Below are 16953 nucleotides of genomic sequence, written 5' to 3'. Positions count from 1 at the left end.
TGGGCCACGGCGACAAGGTGCTTCTCATCACGACCGGCAAACGTCTGCCTTCCCTCCGGGGTCACCAGCACTCGTGATTGCCTGATGCCATCTCGGCTGGTGTATACGGCAGAAAACACGTACCGCACTTCTCGGGAGGTACGGCCGCGGTGCATCCGCATCGGTGGCAGTGCGGACACTTGAAGTCCTGACAGGTCTCGCAGCGGCCGCTTGACGACGTAGCCTGAAATGCCTTTGCACACGCTGGGTTGGAGCATTCCTGGGAGGGGTACGTCCACGTGCCCGCCCCGTTCGCGGTCGTCGGCCGCAGGGCGAGGAACACGTAACGCTCCTCGTGGTCGAGCGCAGCCTCCACCCGCATCCCGTCGAGCACGGACCCGGTTTTGTATTCGATTCCCTCGTGGAACTCCCGACGCACTGCAGCATCCACCGCCTCGACCGCAACGCGCCGGAAGCCTTCCTGCACCAATCCCTTTGGGGGTTGCGGGTCCTCGTAAGTGGTCGCCGAAGTGATCACGACCCCGTCCAGGTCCGAGACGGCGAGGAGCCAGCGGGCGCCCTGGGGCATCATTTCGCGCACGCGCTGCAGAACGGCAGATCGCGACGCTTCCCACCGGGCGAAGAGACCGGCCATGACATCGGCGGGGTGAAGTGAGGTGGCGTGACGGTCGGTATCGCTGACCGGCATGAGCACCTGGGCGGCGAACTGGTCGCACACCTTCTCCTCGATGTCGCGGCGCTCGCGTTCGGCCATGTCGATCAGCGTGAACCCCCACTGGTCGTGCGTCTGCTGCAGATGGTGGCCGAGTTCGTGCAGCACGGTGAAGTTGTCACGGCGGTACGTCGCCGGGTGGAGGTGGATCGTTGGCGGTTTCGGGCGGTAGTAGCCGCCTCCGCCGCAACCGGTCTCAATGAGTCCGTCCTCGATCTCCACCTCGATCCCGACAGATCCCATCACCGCTCCGAGCGGGTTGTCGCGCAACGCGGCGAAGTTGAAGGTGGTGCACTCTGCGATGATGCGGGACGCGATCGCGTGAGCGTCACGACCGACGGCGAGATCCTCCCAACCGTCCACCGGACTACCTGACGTCCCGGCCGGCGCGATTGATCGCGTCTCGCAGCTTCGCCTCCCGCAGGGCGTCGCTGTCGTTGCGCGCAGCGAGGGCAAACTCGCGACGGGCGAAGCGGCGAATGTCCGCCTCTCCGAGGCCGGTCGCCTCGGTACGCGCCGCGATGAGGTGCTTGTAGCTCGGAGAGGCGAGGTCAATCACGACGTCCTCGAGGGGGTCGGCTCCGACGAGCGCATCTCGGTTGACCCCGAGACGCTCGGCGACGGCGGTGAGCTGCTCGTCGGAGATCGGCACGATACCGTCCATGAGGGCCCTCAGTTCCGGCAGCGCGAGTCCTAGTACCTCGCTGACGATCCGCGAGCTTCCGCCAGCCTGCCGGACCTTCGCCGAGTCGAGAAATGAACCCTCCTCGGCGCCGCCGGCGTTGAAGCACAGCTCGGTCCAGTGATCCACCATCAATCGGTCGGCCTCAGTGTTGTCAGAGTCGCGAGCGGAACCTGGTGCGAAGGCCAAGCCGGGGTCGTCGCTGTCATCGAGCGCGAAGGAGATCGGGCGGATCCGGTCGGGCAGTAGCAGCTGCCCCAGGCTGCGATCGAGAAGGTGGTCACCGATGCCAGTCTCCCTCGTCGGCCAAAGGGTGACCGGAACACCGAGTGGTGAATTCTCCACAACCAGACCAGGAGCGAACGACACCTCACCGGGCAGCGTCACCGGCCAGGCCAAGACGAACCCGTGCTTCGCCGCGGCGATCGCTGCGAGCCCTACGACCTCGCGGTCCCAGGAGAGGACCCACAGGTCTCCGGCGCGGACCTGCTCGCTCTGCGCGCCGTTGTCCCAGAGCTGGTGCGCAGATGCCGGTATTCCGGCCGGCCGATCACGTCCGCTCACTGCTCACCTTCTTCGGTCGTCGCTGCAAAAAGAATCGCCAGAGTACAGGTCACGAGTCGTACAGCCGACCCCGGTAGACCTCCCTGGCCACCGTCACCTCATCTTTGGGCAGCTGGCCGAGATACTCGCACTTTCCGGCATGCCCCGTGACCGCCTTGTAGACCGGGTGGATGTACCGGGCCGTCCACCACCCTGCGGTGTTCAAGCGGGTCGTGTGAATCTCCGGCATCGCCTTGCTGGGCAGGTCTTCAGGCTTTTCGTCGCTGGTGATCCGGGGCAGCCCGGCCCATGTCGTGTCCTCGCGGCGCTCCGCCATACATGCCATCGGACGTGCGGGCTTGCCGACGCGCGCCGGATTCTGGGTGGCCTCCTTGGTCACCCAGTAGACGTCGCCGAACTTGGCGTCTTCCTCTGGCATGGGCGGCAGCCTACAAGCGCTGACCGACAGCACCGGAGCGCCGCGCTGCGTGTGTCAGGTCCCGGGCTGCGTTCACCCATTCAGAAGTCTTGATCGACCCGGCGCAAGATGTTCGCGAGCATGATCACCGAATCCGCCGCGATTCCGGCCTCCCGCCGTGTAGGCGCGGTGGAGTGCTTCACGCTGTGCGCCAGCTCGATTACCTTGTTCGCGACGCCGCGGATCGCCTCGTTGTTCTTGCCCGCCAAGGAGTCCTCGACGTAGCGGCCGATGCGCTGCTTTGTCTTATCGGCCGGCGGCTCGGTCTCGCCGTCTCGGAGATGCACGGAGGGGTCGTAAATGGTGCGGCTCAACGCCTCAAGCACGCCAACGGCGCGGTTGCCGACGTCGCGATAGTCCTGCGTGGTGGTGGCGGTGCGGAAACGCCGGCGAAGCTCGGTGAGCTCCTCGTCAACCTTCGGCCAGCCCGTCTTGGTGTGCGGCGACACCGCCTCAGCGTTCACGGCGCGGAACTGATCCTCCTCCTGCTGATCCAGCTCCGCCTGCACCGGGGCAAACAGCTCGTTGAGGAGGTCTCGGCGGGCTTGCCACGAGTTGTAGCAGCCGTTACGCAACCAATGCGTCTTGAAGGTGGCGAAGTCCCGCCAGGGGAAGTTCAGCGTAATGCCGATTCGCGAGAGGGTCGCGGTGAGGGCGCGCTGGGCAAGGGCGATTTCCTTGTCGTCGAGCGCGTTGCTGCCGTCGGTGCCGAACGCAGTCAGGTTATCCCACACCAAGTGGGTCAGCGCGATCGCCGCGTCGAGGTCGTCCGCGCCGGCTACGGGGCCGGCGCGCAGCTCGTTCAGCAGGTCCTTCCGGAGCTTCGTCGTGATGGACGGTTCACTCGACCATGGACTGACCGTTTCGATTTCCTCGAAGAAGTCATCCGGTCCCATGGGAAGCGACGCTACCGAGGCAGGGTGACATCGCGAACTGTTACTCGCCTGCGAGAGCTCGACCGAACGCGACCGCAAACTCTCTCTGTCGCCCAGACGAAGGGAAGGGGATCCGCACCTGGCTGACCGGAAGGCCTGCGGCGGCCAACGCGGGATATGCCACGCGGAACACATCGGCCTTGATCAGGATGATGCGTTCGGGTTCCAGCTCGGCAATCCGGTCAAGGAGCGCGGGCACGTAGGGCGACAGGTCGGACCCGTCCACGGGTGTTGCCCGTCGCTATGGATGAGGATGTCGGCGTCATTGGCGGTGATGATGGGTGGGCTATGAGAACGGCCCCGCTCGGTGTGGTGAGCGGGGCCGTGGTGGGCTCGGTGACGGGGTCGTCGGCGTGGTGACGCCGTGGTCGGCGTGGTGAAGCGACTTGGGTTCAGTCGGTTGCTGTTTCGCTGATGGCGATGCGTGCGGCTTTCTCTCCGACGATGGAATGACCGGCGGCGAACGCCGCGGTCAGGGCGTGGAGAGCGAGGTTGTTGACCGCGCGGGGGTGCCCGCGTGAGGCGTTGTGGATCAGCGTGATCGCGTCGTCGGCGAACAGCACGTCGGAGCGGCCGGCGATTTTGGTGTGGTGGTTGATGTAGTCGGCGGTGTCGGCCGGTGTCATGCCGGGCAGGGTGTAGCGCACCGCGATGCGTTGATCCAGTGCGGCCAACACGCCCAGGCGTAGCCGGTGGCGCAGGGTGGGTTGTCCGACCAGCACGACAGCGAATGGTGATCCGGAGTCCATGTCGTGGTTGGTCAGCAGCCGGATCGCTTCGAGTTGACCGTTGTCGAGCAGGTGGGCTTCATCGACGACCAGGACGGGGCTGCGGCCGCGTTCGGCGTGCTCGGCGGCCAGGGCGTCAGCGGCCTGGGGTGCCAGGCGTGCGGTGTGAAAGACCGGGGTGTGGCCGAGGGCGGCCACGATGTGGGTGAGCATGCCGCGCACCCCGATGGTGGGGTTGGCCAGGTAGATGATGACGTGTCGTGCTGGGTCCAGCGCGGTGGCGGCGGCGCGGATGGCCACGGTTTTGCCGGCGCCGACTTCGCCGGTGATGACTCCGATGGCGCATTGGTCCACACACCAGGAGATTCGGGCGATCGCTTCGCTGTGTCCGGGGTGGCGGTGCAGCATCGACGGCGCGAGATCGCGTCCGAACGGCATCCGCGAGAAGCCCCAATGTGATTGCAGTCGTTGAATACTCATGCCGACACCCCATCCTTGTGATCGAGGCTGGGCAGCGCGAGTTGACCGGGAAGCTGATTGTCATCGGTGGCCGTGGCCTGGGCGCCGTAGAGGGCGTGGTAGCCGATGCGTTCGTCATCGCGCAGCTGCTCATGGTGGGCCGCGGCGGTCAATGCCAGGTAGTCGATACCGGTGGCTGCCGGCGGTGTCTGGCTGCTGATTTCGGGTCGGGCTTTGGGGTGGGCGTGGCGGGTGATCGTGTGGGCTATGGCTTGGCCGTAGCTTCTGTCCTGGTCGCGGACCTCGATGGCCTGCAGGTCGAACGGGGAGAACACCAGTTCCACCCGGCGCCCGACCAGGGCGGGGTCGACCTGGTAGGTGTTGGAATGCAGCGAGACGGTGGCGGTTTTGGTCACTATCCGGAACTCCGACCACAGGAACGCTTCGGTCAGATCCGCGGCGGTCGGCAACGCCGCAGGGTGGCCGAGCCGGTCGAAGCCGGCTTCCCAGCGGGCCAGTGGGGATTGCCCGGTCTCGGTATGGATTCGGCGGTGGTATTCGGTTTCAACCCAGGCCATGAACAGCCGGTTGAGCTCCAACAACGCACCAGCATGGTCGACCCCGGCCGCAGCGAGGTCCTCAGCGGTGGTGTCGGTCACCTCGACGAGGAACTGTTCACGCACGGTGCGGAAGAACCGTTCGATCTTGCCGCGGCCCTGCGGGCGACCGGGCGCGGAATGCACCAGCCGGATCCCGAGTTTCGCGCACGCCCGCAGCAACCACGCATCGACGAACGCGGACCCGTTGTCGACATAGATCGAGGCGGGAACTCCGCGAGCAGCCAACGCCGGCTTCAACGCCGCCGCCAGGCGCACGGTGTCTTCGGCGAACCCGAAGCGGTGCCCGACCACCAACCGAGAATGGTCGTCGAGGAACGCGAAGAGGTAGGTTTTGCGGTCCCCGACCCGCGGGCCGTGCAGGGCATCGCCGACCCACAGTTCATTCGGGTCGGGGGCTTCGAACCGCCCGAACACCTCAGCGCTCTGACCTGCGGCCGGGCCCATCAGCTCACACCGATGGAAGTGGCGCAGCAGCGTCGATTCCGAGGGCGCCCACCCAGTCGCGGTGCGCAGAATCCGGGCCACCTGCGCGGCGGTGCGGGCCGGGTTCTCCCGTTTGAGCGAGGCGGCCAACTCCAGCACCTGGACATCGGTGCGGGTGGCCAGCCGGCGCGGTTCAGGGACCAGCGCTTCGAACCCGCCGCCGCGGTAGCGCCGGATCCAGCGGTCCAGGGTGGCCCGCGCGATCTGGACCTGGGTGCCGAACGGGTCGATATGGCGACGGCCGGCGATCTCACGGACTACCCGGCCCCGCTGCCGGGTCGAGAGCCCCTCTTCCAGCGCGGGGCAGATCACCTGATAGCGGAACAACCCGATCGCATTCGCCCGTTCCCGACGCTTGTGGTCCTCCAACGACACCGCAGTGCCCTCCTCACACTCGATGGCCCCACCCGAAACCGTCTGTCGGGCAGGCGCCCTGGCGAGGATCACCGATCACCTGACTGTGCGTCAGGGGCAACTGGTGTTGCACGGCACCGCCGATGACATCGGCGGCCACCCAGGCGCCAACAGTCGAGCGCCGCTGACGGCCACCACCACCAGCGCCGGCGTCACCACGCCCAGCAACCCGGCCGGCCCGAACCGCTGCCCGATCGCCGACGCGGCGACCATCACCGCCGCCACGACATCGCGCCAACCACAGCCGAGCCCGTCGGGGATCATCACATCGATCCCCGTACCCACCGCCACCGTGAGAAACCACGTCCTCATCGACTCCAGACGCTGCCCAGCCCGCCGCAGCCAGCCCCGCACCGTCGACGGCGGTACCTGCAGTCGGGCAGCGATCCCGCGATGCCCTACCCCCTCAGCCCGCGCCGACAGCGCCATCCAAACCCGCTCGGCCGCATACGCTCTGCGCAACAGCATGGTGACCGGCAACAACACATGAGTGACCAGACAGGAGCGGCACCGGGCCCGGCGCGGCCGCACCCGATCATCGAGTCCCTCGACGTGGCGGGCGCGGGCATACCCCCAGCCGCCCAACACCCCGTCCGGACAAGCCGGGCAGGAAATCGCCCCACCAACCAGCCGCGACTCGACGCAGACACGATCGACCTCTACCGTCACCATCAGTGCCTCCGAGCACTACAGCGCGGCACCTCGCCAAGCCCGCCAAGACTTCAGCGAGGTGCCGCGCACCCATCAGTTCCTCGTCACACTGACGGTGCACACGAACAAGATCAACCCGACGACGGCGCCACAGGCCACATCAGCACGCTCAATGACGACCGCATACCCCGTCGTCGTCATCCCGAGAGACGGTCAACACACGGGATCGGGCTTGAGGTCGATCAGGAAGATGCCGCGGTCGCGCAGGTGCGCCAGCACGGATGCCTTGTTGGTCCGGGTCAGCTCTACGTGGGGCAGGATTGCCCGCGCGACCGCCCGAAACAGCCAGTCGTGCTGCGCTACGTCAAGAAAGTAGAAGTAGCGGTCGTCGGCGTCAGGTGGAGCTTGGGCCACCAGCAGAAGCCGAACCCTGCTGGGCTGGTACTGCTTGGCGGCCTCTGCACGGCGTCGGCGCACCTCGGCAGGACCGGTGTCGTCTTGCTGGGTCTGCGGCGGTGACGCCACGGCGACGGGTTGGCCATACCCTCGCGAGCGACTGGCCGGACCATGAGTGCGGCACCACTGGCGCCCGAGCTTCGTAGGCGGGTGCAGACCGTCGCGGTAGCAGGGACTGTGGTCGAAGTTCGTTCGGGATGTTGGGTGTTGCATGATTCCAATAGTGCTCGTGGTCCTCTTCTCGGTTAATGCAGATCTTCGTCGGCAAATCGCCGGGCCGGAGCCAGCACGGCAACGTCGCGCCCCCGGCGAGTGATCACGAAAGTCCGCCCTTGTTCGGCTTCGCTGATGAACCGGCTGAAATGTCGGCGTAGTTCGGTGATGCTGATGCGCGGCAGCGAAGGATCGATCAACGTTCGGCACCAGGATCGGCGACGGCACCGAACATCTCGATCCAACTTTCGAGCTGAGCGGCGGACTCGGTGAGGACGAGCGCGAGAGCCCGCGCGTTCTCAATGGTGAGTCCAGAATCAGGGTGGAACTCGAGGTAGATGTGGGGAACGTCGGCAGCAGTCTCAAAGCTGCCGTCTTCGACCTGAATCGCGCTGATGCGGACTCCAGCCGTGCATCCGGCGGGGAACCGGTCGGGTGTGTAGACGACGCGGGATGCGATGCCCTGGTCCAACTCCCATTCAGTGCAGAGCGATCCGATTGGGGTAGCGGGCTCCTCATGACTTCGGCTTGACATTGCCACCACCGTCCTTCCTGTACCAACGAGACTCGCGTGAATGGTTGCTCGGCGCGACTTCGACTTCATCTGGGGGAGCGTGCAGTTCACCCAACACTGCCTGCCGGAAGGGATCCGACGCGCCACTCGGCGATAGGCCGGGAACGATGTTCTGAAGTCGAACGAGGCCCTCTGCAATGACAGTCGCGGCGGAGGAATGCCGTCCCTCCGACGCTTCGTGCCGCAGCGAGATGATGACGTCGGCCAGCGCCACCGCATTGGGGTACCAGGCCGCGGCTTGTCGTGGAAGCATGGGCGGTGCTTCCTCGGGTACACCGAGCCGTCGCCTGCGTTGCTGAGTATCAGGCGCACGAGAGACCGCCGGCCAGCCTGACCAAAGGGAGAAGCAGGTCACAGCAGCCATGAAGCCGGAGTATGTGGGGCCGCGCCCCCAGCGTCGAATGAGACTACGGTGCTGGCGGTGTGCGCGTTCGATGTCAGGACAGAGTCGGACTGAAAATTGTTGCTGGGCATCGCATTTAAGTGCAGAACTTCCTGTCCATTGCTGGTGTATGGCGCAGAGCACCTGTTCATGGCCGGCAAAGACAGTCACTGCGTGACTTCGACTTTGAGTTTGCGCGGCAGCGCAGTGTCTGCATGCGGATCGGATCCCCGCCCGCTTCGAGACGTGGCCGACCAGGTGCGGCCATCGCTTGATTGCATGCGGAGTTCGGAGTTCCGGAAGCGCCGCTACCAACCCTCGCTCCGTCAAGCCGGTCAGCTCAACGAGGTCCGCAACGAAGTGGGGCTGTCGGGAGAGCTGGGGCAGCCAGCTGGGTCGCAAGAGATTCTGATCCGTCACGCGGCGGAGGTAGCTGTTCAGCGTCTCCGAACACATCGGAGAGACTGGCACGGGAAGTCGTTGACGGCCATGGCGGACACCCTCCGGGACTGTCGATGGCTGTTCGGCACGAAGCGACATCAGCGGGCCACTCCAGGATCTACGTCGTCGATCGCAATCGAGTCGAGCAGGTCTAACGTGATGGCTTCGGTACCGAAGTCGATGGCGTCGGTGGCTGCATCGATAATTAGATCGCTCAAGGATGCGATTGAGCCGCCGGTGCGGTGGTAGAGGTAGTCCGCATGGCGTTCGAGCATTCCATTCTCATGCAGGGGGAGAGGAAGAATACGTTCGAAGGATGCGACGAGCTGCACCCACTCCTTATGGTCGGCGTCGTTCGAGAGTGAGTAGTTGCTCAGGTTGATGGGCCGGGTCCGTTTGCGCCACTGCTCTCCGTTCTCGCCGCTGAACAGGGGAGCGGTCTCCAACGAAATTCCTGCGAAGAGCATCGTTGCATCGAGATTTTCGGCGAATGTCTTGATGTTGTCGGCGACTTCGGCTCCTGCGGCACGGTCGGTGTTGAGGCGTTGGACGTCATCGAGGATGACGAACTTGGTGCCGAGGCTCTTCAGCAGTCGCGCCAGATCCACGAGTCGCTCGTCGGCATTGCTACCTCGCAGCTCGCGCGCTCCGACGAAGTCGGCGAGGCGCACCCAGAGTTTGTTCGTCGTTGTCGCCGTGGCGATAGTGGTGTAGACGACGGGCAGGAAGGACAAGTCGTTCTCCCTGCCGCAAGTCCGTCGTATTTCTGCGTCCAGTCGCTTGCCGGCGGCCATCACATCGGTGGTCTTGCCGGTCCTGGGTTCCCCGGATACTCGAATACCGGGCCTGGCTACGAACTTCTTGGCTCGTGATCGGCGAAGCAGTCTCCGTGCGTGGTTGAGGATGCGGGTGAGATCCCGGGTGGGAAACACGCGTTCCTCGTTCAGGTAGTCGATGCGGCGTTCGTTATACGCCGACCGCTCGACGGTGCCGAGAGCCTTGATCTCGTCCGCACTCAAAGAGGGTCGCTGCGAATCCGGGGTGGGCTCGTAGGTGCAGTATTCGCGCCACTCTTCGCGGGTTGTCGGTGATGCCAAGGTTCACCACCCTTCCGACAGGCGCATCGGACGCATGGGCTCAACTGGTCCGACCGTGGGCTGAACAACCGGCGCGACCGGAGTGTCGTCGCTTCGTCCGGGCACAACGACCTCAGCGGGAGGGCCGGCGCTGAGTTCTTGTCGCGCGAGGTTGGCGCGCCCGGCAGACGCTTCAGCACGGGAAAGCGGTCGAGGTTTCGGTTCTGATGGGCCGCCGAGCAATTGACGATGAATTTGCTCCGCGCGCCTGAGCACTTCTTTGTCGGTTGGTTTCCTACTCATGTCCCGACGGATCGCTTTCACCATGTCGATCCCGAATGGAATGGTCGCATAGTCGGCCAGAACCCAGCGGCACTCGATCCAGCCATTGTCTTCGACTTTGCGCTGACCCTGTGAGTCGAAGACTAGGGATTCGTCTCGCACCCAGATCTGCATCAGGTTGGTGGGGTCGTAGCGCACCTCCCACTTGCCATTCTGTTTGGAATTCAACGATTTCGTTCGTCGCATCTGGTGGAAGCGCGGCGAGTCGGAGTTGTACACGAGGTTCTCCAAGTTGACGCCATAGCGGTTGATACGACGAAACTCGTGTGGTTTCAGCGAGATCCAATCGTCGCGTGTCATCGTCCGTACTGGAGTCGGTGCCATCTCCGACATCGCTCGATACATGGCATTGGGAGAGAGCTGCATCCGAGGGGCCGCCGTCAGGTGAAGCCCCGAGTGGGGACGGTTCTGATACACCGTGATGACCCATTCGTCGAGCAGCGCCTGAAGTACAAACAGCGGCCAAACGATATCCTTCTCCGGGTTTCGGCCCCGGTGGCTGACCGAGCGTCCTTTGTATCCGGGGATCCATCGGACAAAGTCGTCGCCGATGGTCTTGAGCAAGCGTTCGATATGAGGCTTGGCGGTGGGCTGGTGCGGAGCAGCGATCCGAGGGTGCACTCCGCGAAGTTCGGTTGCCTTTTCGAAGGCTTTCGAGACGAAGATCTTTCCACGGTCAACTACGACACCCCGCACGTCGATGATGGGCTTGTTCTCGAGTGCCCTATCGAGATCGATCTGGGGGGATAGCCTGTCCGACAGGTAGCTTCGTGCGACAGTCATATTCTCAATCCAGCCTGGCAACATCTGTTGCGGGATACAGGAGTTCGCCCAGAGTTCGATAGCATCCACAGTTTTGCAGGCGTTAGGGCGGAGAATTCCTGCGGTGATGCTCAGTGTCGCGACGTCGATGCCGGCAGCCAAATCGATTCGGCATGGTTGACCATCGGGCAGTAAGGCCATTGCGTCAAGTGGTGTTGAGTCGAGCTGCACTTCTTCGCCTGGATACAACGCGACGATCTTCGAGAACGCTCGGTCGGGGCTGTTCGCGTGACTGCGGCGCGACGTCGCATCGCCGGTGGTGTGCTCACCGCGGTCAAGTGCAGTCAGTAAGGCGTACATCGACGACCTGCACGGCACCGGCACGTTGTCGTCACGAAGGCGACGCTCCGCGATTTCGAGGATCTGCTTCTTGGTAGGCGTCGACTTGTCTACGTAGTGAGCCTTCACCATCTCCAGGACGACGATCACACGCTCGTGCACCCCGGACAGACGGACGTGACCCGGCATGCCGCGCTGATCGATACATCCGAGCAGGCCCGCAGTGTTGAAGCGTTGCCACTTACGCCACATAGTGGTCATGGAGACCGGCCGCCCCAGGGTTCGTAGCTCGGATCTCTTATCCGAAAGTCGTTCGCGTACAGTCGCGATCTGGGTACCCGAAGAGGCTTGTCCTTGAGCCGGCTGTTCGATGGCGTGTTTGATACCGGAGAGGTGCTCATACCAGAACTCGGCATCTCGTCGCTGTTCGTCGGTGGCGAGGTCGAGCAGCCTCTGATCGGCGATACTTGGTCCAGAGGCATCGGGACCGACGAAGGAATCGTCGCAGAGCAACATCGCTACCGGCAAGGTCAGGTCGCTGCCGTCATCGAGACATTTGAGTCGAAGGGCCAGTCCGTCGCTGTCGCGGATATGCCAGCTCTGGCCACGGAGTTCGATGATGTCGCCAATATGAAGTTCGATCACGAGGTGATCACCGTGGTCCAGGTCAGCGGGCGGGCCAGGTCGACGTGAATCTCTCTGTTCCAGATCATGTGGTACGTGCTGCAGATGAGATCGCTTTCGTCGAATTCAGCTCCGTCCGAGGCGTTGTCGATCAGCTCGCCGAACTGCACGCCGTTTCGCCCCGATCGATTCACGCAGATCGTGATAGCGGATCGTACTTCTGCTGACGGTGCGAACCGCGGATGGTGGTAGGCGCATAACAGCCGTAGGTTGCGTTCTGCAGTCTTGTCTACCGTTGTGAATTCCTCATACTCCCAGTGCAACTCGCGACATACATCGCGGGTGCGTTGATGCTGGAGCCGATCCTTCTCGCGGAGACGATCTGCCGGCTTGACGTCGACAACGAGAGCCGATCCGTCGCGTCGTCGGATGAAAAAGTCTGGGGCGTGCCGGTGGTACGTCTGACCCTTCGGCCACAGCAGCCAGAACGGGTTGGAGCTGACCGCGATTGCGTCGCCCCAAAAGTCGACCGTCATCAGGGCAGTCATCTCGAACCGCGACTCAAAGCTGACATGGCCTTGTGAACGCGAGAACCAGTACTTGCCTTGATGGGAACGGCGACCACGGTAGGCCGGGAAACTCCGGATAGGCCTGCATAGCTCAAATGACATGCGCGAAACCTCAGGTGTGAGACGGGTTCGTACGCGCTGCCCGGTCTTCGGATCCTCGTACAGAACCATCGTGTACGGGGCGTCATTGACGGGCAGTGCCCCTGCTGTGGGGACCGGCGGCGCGGTCATCCCCGTTCCCACCTGGCATCGGGACCGGCAGCCCCCGATGGAGTCAGGGGCCAGGATGCGAAGCCGGGGTTGACATCATGACGAAAGCGCGCTGAAATAAGCATGTCTCCCTCTCATGGGGTGAAGTAAGTGATTAGCGGCCAAGTGCCGCACCGAAGAAGCCGGGGTACCAGCCCGGCTTTTTCAGCGTCTGGGGACTCTTGAAGCCCCGTCAGCAAAAGACATTTGAGTCGCTCGTGCGGTGCCACCTCCTCGTTGACCTGGACGTTCGGCTGCCTCCGATGGGCGCACTCGTCGAGCCCCGTGCGTTTATGCGCAGGCTGAAGGGCCTGCCTCCTCACCGTAATTAGCAACGTCAGTTGAGCACAAAGTGACAGAATCGCACAAGGGTTGCAGCAACTACCACTTTGACCAGCTTTGCCGAGATGAGCGGAACTATTTCGCAATCTTTCGTGGGTTGATTGCAAACGCGAATGGCTGCTGGAACCGAGGAGGTCAGAGAATAGGTCTGTCTATATTCCACTGCTACACACTAAATTAACGCGTTTGGCGAGATAGAAGCGTTTTGACACGCGTTCCAGCGTCAGCGTGTAGTTGGCCGACGCGGGTCCGTGTGTTGCCTATAGGCAACACCTGTGAAATGAACCCTCCAGCAAATTGCTGTTCACTGATACCCTCGCACGCAGTTAACATAAAATCGACTTGGCACTCCAGAGTTTGCTGATAGATCCGCGGCCAACTGCATCGAATACGCCGCCATACCGACCGTGACACCACACTCGCGCGTCAAGGTCTCTGAATCTGCGCTGCTGGTCCGGCTCTGGTTTCCCCGAAGCCTGTCGGTGCGCCGCGTTATCTTGATCCGATGCGCTGGTTTGCCCGCCCTGATAATCGCTCGCTGGAGCTGAGGGTCGCCCCGCGGCTCGCATCGTGGAACAAAGCTGACGATCCAGATCAGATCCGATTGCAGGAGTACCTCGACGATACGGAGGCTTTGATCGCCGACGCATGGATCAGGGGCCCGTGGGCGCTGCGTCTCGACGTCGGTTTACCGAGTTCACGAGACCTGCTCGATGCCAGCGACCTGGATAATTACGCGTATCCGCTCGCATCGCGCCTGCGCGATGTCGACTTGGTGTCGGTGTGGTGCACGAAGCGCCATGGTGAACAGTCGTCTGTGCGGATCTGTGCCGCCCGAGAAGTTCCTGCACCCACCGCCGCTGGTGTGGTCGTCGCGACGACTGCAGCTTCTTCTTCGAGCGTCGCCTATAAAGAGGCTATCCACGCCGCCGTCTCTGGCGCTGCCGTGCTACCGGATGGACAAGTTCGGCTCGAACTGTCCTTCGTGGTCGGTCCACGTCGCAATTGGCTGAACCTCTGGAAGCAGACGATCGACGCGCTCGACCCCCTGCTTGGTCGTACCCGGCCAGATCGGGCATGGCATCCCCGCGACGGCAGAATCACCGAGCTCGGCCTGCACTGCGCTGTGGACCAGTTCGCCGGCAACAAGGTCGTGGTGGGCATCTACGCATCGGCCGAATCCGCGAGTGTTATTGAGGACAGTTCGCTCGATGTCCCACAAAGTCCGGTTGGCGAGTTCGTCGACGTCGTGCCAGCCGATGCACTCGCTGGAGTGGATCACCGCACCCGCGCACACGAGTTCCGGGACGACGACGCCGGCTATCTGGCTTGGCTCGCCGCCAACCCGGAAGGTTTCGTCGTGAACATCGCCCGTAACTACAGCGTGTCTACCGCGCGGGTGCATCACGCCACGTGCCGCACCATCAGCGGTCAGAATCCGCACAACGGACCGTGGACTGGTGCCTACGTCAAGGTGTGCGCCATTCATTCGGCGGACGCCGAAGAGTGGGCCGCAAACACCGTGCGAAAGCCCATCCCGCCGTGCGGGACTTGCCGACCCTGATACGTGTGACCGCCGCGGGGCGCAAGCGGGCTCATCTGAGCTCGTCGGTCTGGGACGCAGAACGACCCCGTGCGGCCAGTCGCTCGAATTTTGTTGATGCGCTATTGAACTCGGACGCAAGCTGGGCGTAGCCAGCGTCCAGGATTTGTTCGTGTATAGCCACAGCGCCCACCCGAAGCAGAATCCGCAGCACAGCGGCATCCGATTTGATGTCACCCGAGGCATAGTCATTGTGGTATGCCCACTGTCGCAGGACCTCGAAAGCTGGCGAGCCCCGATTGAGGAAGGGAGCGAGCATCGCCTCGTCTGCGTCGCGGAGAATGAGGCTCACTCGCTTACTCATTGCGAGGCCTTCCTTCGTCCTTGGGGCACATGGATCGCTTCGTTCTCAGCTGGTCCCATCGTCCTCCCGTTGTTCGGTCAATAGGGAGTAAAGCTGATTTTGCGCTGCTGCACTTCGTGTTTCAATCCCCGCCGCCGTAACGTAACGCTGCGATGTCGTCATCGACTCATGTCCGAGGAGTTTCATCAGTGTGTAGACGCTGACATTCGAGGTCGCGAGCTCAGTTGCATAGGTATGGCGAAGTCCGTGCACCAAGGCGCCGGGTACGGGGCGCGCGTCCGGTCCTGCGCGTTTGAACGCGCGCTTGATACGTGACTGTAGGGTGCCCCGCGTCATCCGTTCACCGTCCCGACCGACGAACAGCGGGGCGGAATGCGGCCAGCCCGACAATGGTCTACTCGTCGGCGACGATGTGCGCTTCTTGCTCTGAGGAAACCGTCCGGCACGACTATCCATATAGGTTCCGATCATCTCCAGCAGGGCTGCCTCGATGGGGACGTTGCGTTCCTTGCCGCCTTTGCCTTTCACGTTGATCACTGCGGAGCCGTCGTCGAGCGTTCGTATGTCGCCAACATCGACCAGGCGCAGTTCTTCGGCCCGCAGTCCCGCGAGGAGTGTAGTGAGGATGAGCGCGAGATCTCTTTCTTTCCAATCTGTTCGGCGAGTATTGGACTCCTGCGTGACAGCAGAGAGCAATGCTTCCACAGCGGTTCGGGGGAGCGCTTTCGGCAGCGGCTTCTTCAGCTTCGGTCGTCCAACGAGCTGCATGGGGTTGGCCGCCAAAAGTTCGTTGGTATAGAGGAAGGTGCACAACACATTCCAGGTTGACCAGCAGCGTCGGATCGATGCCGCCTCGTGGTCGGCTGCAAACGCCGCGAACGCAGCCCGCATCGAATCGCGAGTTATGTCAGCTGGACTGAGACGGGCCGGCTCACCACCGGTAAGCAGATTGGCAATGGCGACGAAGTCGCGGCGATAGGCCTTCATGGTGTGCGCCGAGGGTTTACTTGCCTGCCGGTGATCCAAGAACTGCCGGAACCACTCGGGGATCTCATCGACGGCCGGCGCGACGGCACCAGCTTCAACAACGCCTTCGATGACGGAGTAGCCGGGATCGGTCTCATGCGACACACGGTCAGCCTCGCAGATGAAAGATGGATAATCAACGTTATCCATATTATTGGGTGTTAAGCGGCTCCAGCCTGTGCGAACAGGGGGCGCTGTACCACCTATGTAACGTCACAGTGACGAATTGGACGATTCCCGCTGGGCCTCGACGGCGCGGAGTGTCCGCCGCTGTCAGGTAGTTCTGGACTGTCGATCGTCCCGTCCGGCGCTGTCAGATAGGTCATGGATTCCGGCTCAGCGCCATGGTTACGCGGGCCGAAGATCCGCAGGTGCACGGGCAGGGACCTGGGCGGGTGTCACTGTCAGATAGTCCTGGAACGGAGGGCGGGAAATCGGACAGCTACCAGGTTTTCCCGGATTACTCCCAACTAGTTCCGGATCGGACAGCAGGCGAGGCACTGTGGCGCGCCACCACGCTACCTACTTCTTAACGAACTACCGATAAGCCACATTATGTCAACTTAACGCTGGGGCCGCCTCCTGAAAGCGCGGCCGTGCCGAGATATGGCGGGACTCGCCGTAGCGGCTGGGCGTCCGCTATTCCGGTCCCCGGAAATAGGGCTCAACTGTGCCGCTGAGCTTGACGACCATAGGATTTCCGTGGCGATCCTTCGCGGTAGGGACTTCAACACGCACCCAACCCTCGGCCACGTTGTATTCATGAACATTGGTTCTTTCGGTGCCATTGAAGCGAATACCCACATCGCGGCGAAGCACCTCTTCGCTATAGAAAGCGCTGCGCGGATCGATGGAGAGGTGATTCGGTGGAACGTCTGTGTTCTGGTCCTCGGACATGATGGCCTTCGCTGGATGGTGCGTTGGGTGGCGGATTGCTCTCAAGGAA

18 protein-coding genes are annotated in these 16953 nt (G+C 63.0%); 1 reads left to right on the top strand and 17 read right to left on the bottom strand.

Annotated features, from left to right (window positions below; translation table 11 throughout):
• Nucleotides 1-61: 61 nt before the first annotated feature.
• From G6N49_RS09760 to G6N49_RS09690, 15 genes are all read right to left on the bottom strand, one after another.
• Entirely contained in the window at nucleotides 62-934 is an 873-nt protein-coding gene (locus tag G6N49_RS09760) for an ImmA/IrrE family metallo-endopeptidase (RefSeq protein ID WP_163647407.1), read from the bottom strand.
• Between the two features lie 145 nt (nucleotides 935-1079).
• Nucleotides 1080-1958 (bottom strand): hypothetical protein, encoded by an 879-nt coding sequence (locus G6N49_RS09755; RefSeq protein WP_083045108.1) that lies wholly within the window; start codon nucleotides 1956-1958, stop codon nucleotides 1080-1082.
• A gap of 49 nt (nucleotides 1959-2007) precedes the next feature.
• Nucleotides 2008-2376, bottom strand: coding sequence for a hypothetical protein (locus G6N49_RS09750; RefSeq protein WP_024445219.1), 369 nt, complete (start codon nucleotides 2374-2376; stop codon nucleotides 2008-2010).
• Between the two features lie 80 nt (nucleotides 2377-2456).
• Nucleotides 2457-3311, bottom strand: coding sequence for a hypothetical protein (locus G6N49_RS09745; RefSeq protein WP_083045109.1), 855 nt, complete (start codon nucleotides 3309-3311; stop codon nucleotides 2457-2459).
• 40 nt (nucleotides 3312-3351) lie between these two features.
• Nucleotides 3352-3576 (bottom strand): hypothetical protein, encoded by a 225-nt coding sequence (locus G6N49_RS09740; RefSeq protein WP_235679507.1) that lies wholly within the window; start codon nucleotides 3574-3576, stop codon nucleotides 3352-3354.
• 166 nt (nucleotides 3577-3742) lie between these two features.
• A complete protein-coding gene (locus G6N49_RS09735; RefSeq protein ID WP_011767780.1) occupies nucleotides 3743-4558 on the bottom strand; it encodes an ExeA family protein in 816 nt (271 codons plus the stop codon).
• Nucleotides 4555-6015 (bottom strand): DDE-type integrase/transposase/recombinase, encoded by a 1461-nt coding sequence (locus G6N49_RS09730; RefSeq protein WP_013470158.1) that lies wholly within the window; start codon nucleotides 6013-6015, stop codon nucleotides 4555-4557. Before G6N49_RS09730 ends, G6N49_RS09735 begins: the two co-directional genes overlap by 4 nt.
• A 90-nt stretch (nucleotides 6016-6105) precedes the next feature.
• Nucleotides 6106-6726: an RNA polymerase sigma factor gene (locus G6N49_RS09725; protein WP_011767782.1), complete on the bottom strand. Its 621-nt coding sequence runs from the start codon at nucleotides 6724-6726 to the stop codon at nucleotides 6106-6108.
• 192 nt (nucleotides 6727-6918) lie between these two features.
• On the bottom strand, nucleotides 6919-7230 hold the full coding sequence (locus G6N49_RS09720; protein WP_235679506.1) for a hypothetical protein: 312 nt from the start codon (nucleotides 7228-7230) through the stop codon (nucleotides 6919-6921).
• Nucleotides 7231-7406: 176 nt separating this feature from the next.
• Complete coding sequence (locus G6N49_RS09715) at nucleotides 7407-7574, bottom strand: type II toxin-antitoxin system Phd/YefM family antitoxin (RefSeq protein WP_158498036.1); 168 nt, start codon at nucleotides 7572-7574, stop codon at nucleotides 7407-7409.
• On the bottom strand, nucleotides 7571-7846 hold the full coding sequence (locus G6N49_RS09710) for a hypothetical protein (RefSeq protein WP_024445222.1): 276 nt from the start codon (nucleotides 7844-7846) through the stop codon (nucleotides 7571-7573). The genes G6N49_RS09715 and G6N49_RS09710 overlap by 4 nt, the downstream gene beginning before the upstream one ends.
• Nucleotides 7847-7889: 43 nt before the next feature.
• The gene (locus tag G6N49_RS09705; RefSeq protein WP_133056656.1) at nucleotides 7890-8162 is read right to left on the bottom strand and encodes a hypothetical protein; all 273 of its coding nucleotides are present in this window, start codon (nucleotides 8160-8162) and stop codon (nucleotides 7890-7892) included.
• A 707-nt stretch (nucleotides 8163-8869) separates the two neighbouring features.
• Nucleotides 8870-9868: a TniB family NTP-binding protein gene (locus tag G6N49_RS09700; RefSeq protein ID WP_083045111.1), complete on the bottom strand. Its 999-nt coding sequence runs from the start codon at nucleotides 9866-9868 to the stop codon at nucleotides 8870-8872.
• A 3-nt stretch (nucleotides 9869-9871) separates the two neighbouring features.
• Nucleotides 9872-11935, bottom strand: a complete 2064-nt coding sequence (locus tag G6N49_RS09695) for a Mu transposase C-terminal domain-containing protein (RefSeq protein WP_083045112.1) — start codon at nucleotides 11933-11935, stop codon at nucleotides 9872-9874.
• Nucleotides 11932-12714, bottom strand: a complete 783-nt coding sequence (locus G6N49_RS09690) for a TnsA-like heteromeric transposase endonuclease subunit (RefSeq protein WP_083045113.1) — start codon at nucleotides 12712-12714, stop codon at nucleotides 11932-11934. The genes G6N49_RS09695 and G6N49_RS09690 overlap by 4 nt, the downstream gene beginning before the upstream one ends.
• 865 nt (nucleotides 12715-13579) lie before the next feature.
• On the opposite strand from G6N49_RS09690, the gene G6N49_RS29265 reads away from it, so the two are divergent.
• Nucleotides 13580-14638 carry a hypothetical protein gene (locus G6N49_RS29265; protein WP_179967745.1) on the top strand — a complete coding sequence of 353 codons (1059 nt, stop codon included), beginning with the start codon at nucleotides 13580-13582 and terminating at the stop codon, nucleotides 14636-14638.
• A gap of 388 nt (nucleotides 14639-15026) precedes the next feature.
• On the opposite strand, the gene G6N49_RS09680 is transcribed toward G6N49_RS29265, so the two are convergent.
• Both G6N49_RS09680 and G6N49_RS09675 read right to left on the bottom strand, forming a co-directional pair.
• Nucleotides 15027-16157, bottom strand: coding sequence for a tyrosine-type recombinase/integrase (locus G6N49_RS09680; protein WP_083045115.1), 1131 nt, complete (start codon nucleotides 16155-16157; stop codon nucleotides 15027-15029).
• 489 nt (nucleotides 16158-16646) lie between these two features.
• Nucleotides 16647-16904 (bottom strand): DUF3297 family protein, encoded by a 258-nt coding sequence (locus G6N49_RS09675; protein ID WP_011559995.1) that lies wholly within the window; start codon nucleotides 16902-16904, stop codon nucleotides 16647-16649.
• Nucleotides 16905-16953 lie beyond the last annotated feature (49 nt).

It is taken from the genome of Mycolicibacterium monacense, from assembly GCF_010731575.1.
Taxonomy (GTDB): domain Bacteria; phylum Actinomycetota; class Actinomycetes; order Mycobacteriales; family Mycobacteriaceae; genus Mycobacterium; species Mycobacterium monacense.
This window is presented reverse-complemented; position numbering and strand designations above follow the sequence as displayed.

Excerpts from the sequence above, each read along its gene's own strand:
- G6N49_RS09750 (WP_024445219.1), bottom strand. The coding sequence starts at position 2,376 with ATGCCAGAGGAAGACGCCAAGTTCGGCGACGTCTACTGGGTGACCAAG.
- G6N49_RS09745 (WP_083045109.1), bottom strand. The coding sequence starts at position 3,311 with ATGGGACCGGATGACTTCTTCGAGGAAATCGAAACGGTCAGTCCATGG.
- G6N49_RS09735 (WP_011767780.1), bottom strand. The coding sequence starts at position 4,558 with ATGAGTATTCAACGACTGCAATCACATTGGGGCTTCTCGCGGATGCCG.
- G6N49_RS09725 (WP_011767782.1), bottom strand. The coding sequence starts at position 6,726 with ATGGTGACGGTAGAGGTCGATCGTGTCTGCGTCGAGTCGCGGCTGGTT.
- G6N49_RS09690 (WP_083045113.1), bottom strand. The coding sequence starts at position 12,714 with ATGACCGCGCCGCCGGTCCCCACAGCAGGGGCACTGCCCGTCAATGAC.
- G6N49_RS29265 (WP_179967745.1), top strand. The coding sequence starts at position 13,580 with ATGCGCTGGTTTGCCCGCCCTGATAATCGCTCGCTGGAGCTGAGGGTC.
- G6N49_RS09680 (WP_083045115.1), bottom strand. The coding sequence starts at position 16,157 with ATGGATAACGTTGATTATCCATCTTTCATCTGCGAGGCTGACCGTGTG.
- G6N49_RS09675 (WP_011559995.1), bottom strand. The coding sequence starts at position 16,904 with ATGTCCGAGGACCAGAACACAGACGTTCCACCGAATCACCTCTCCATC.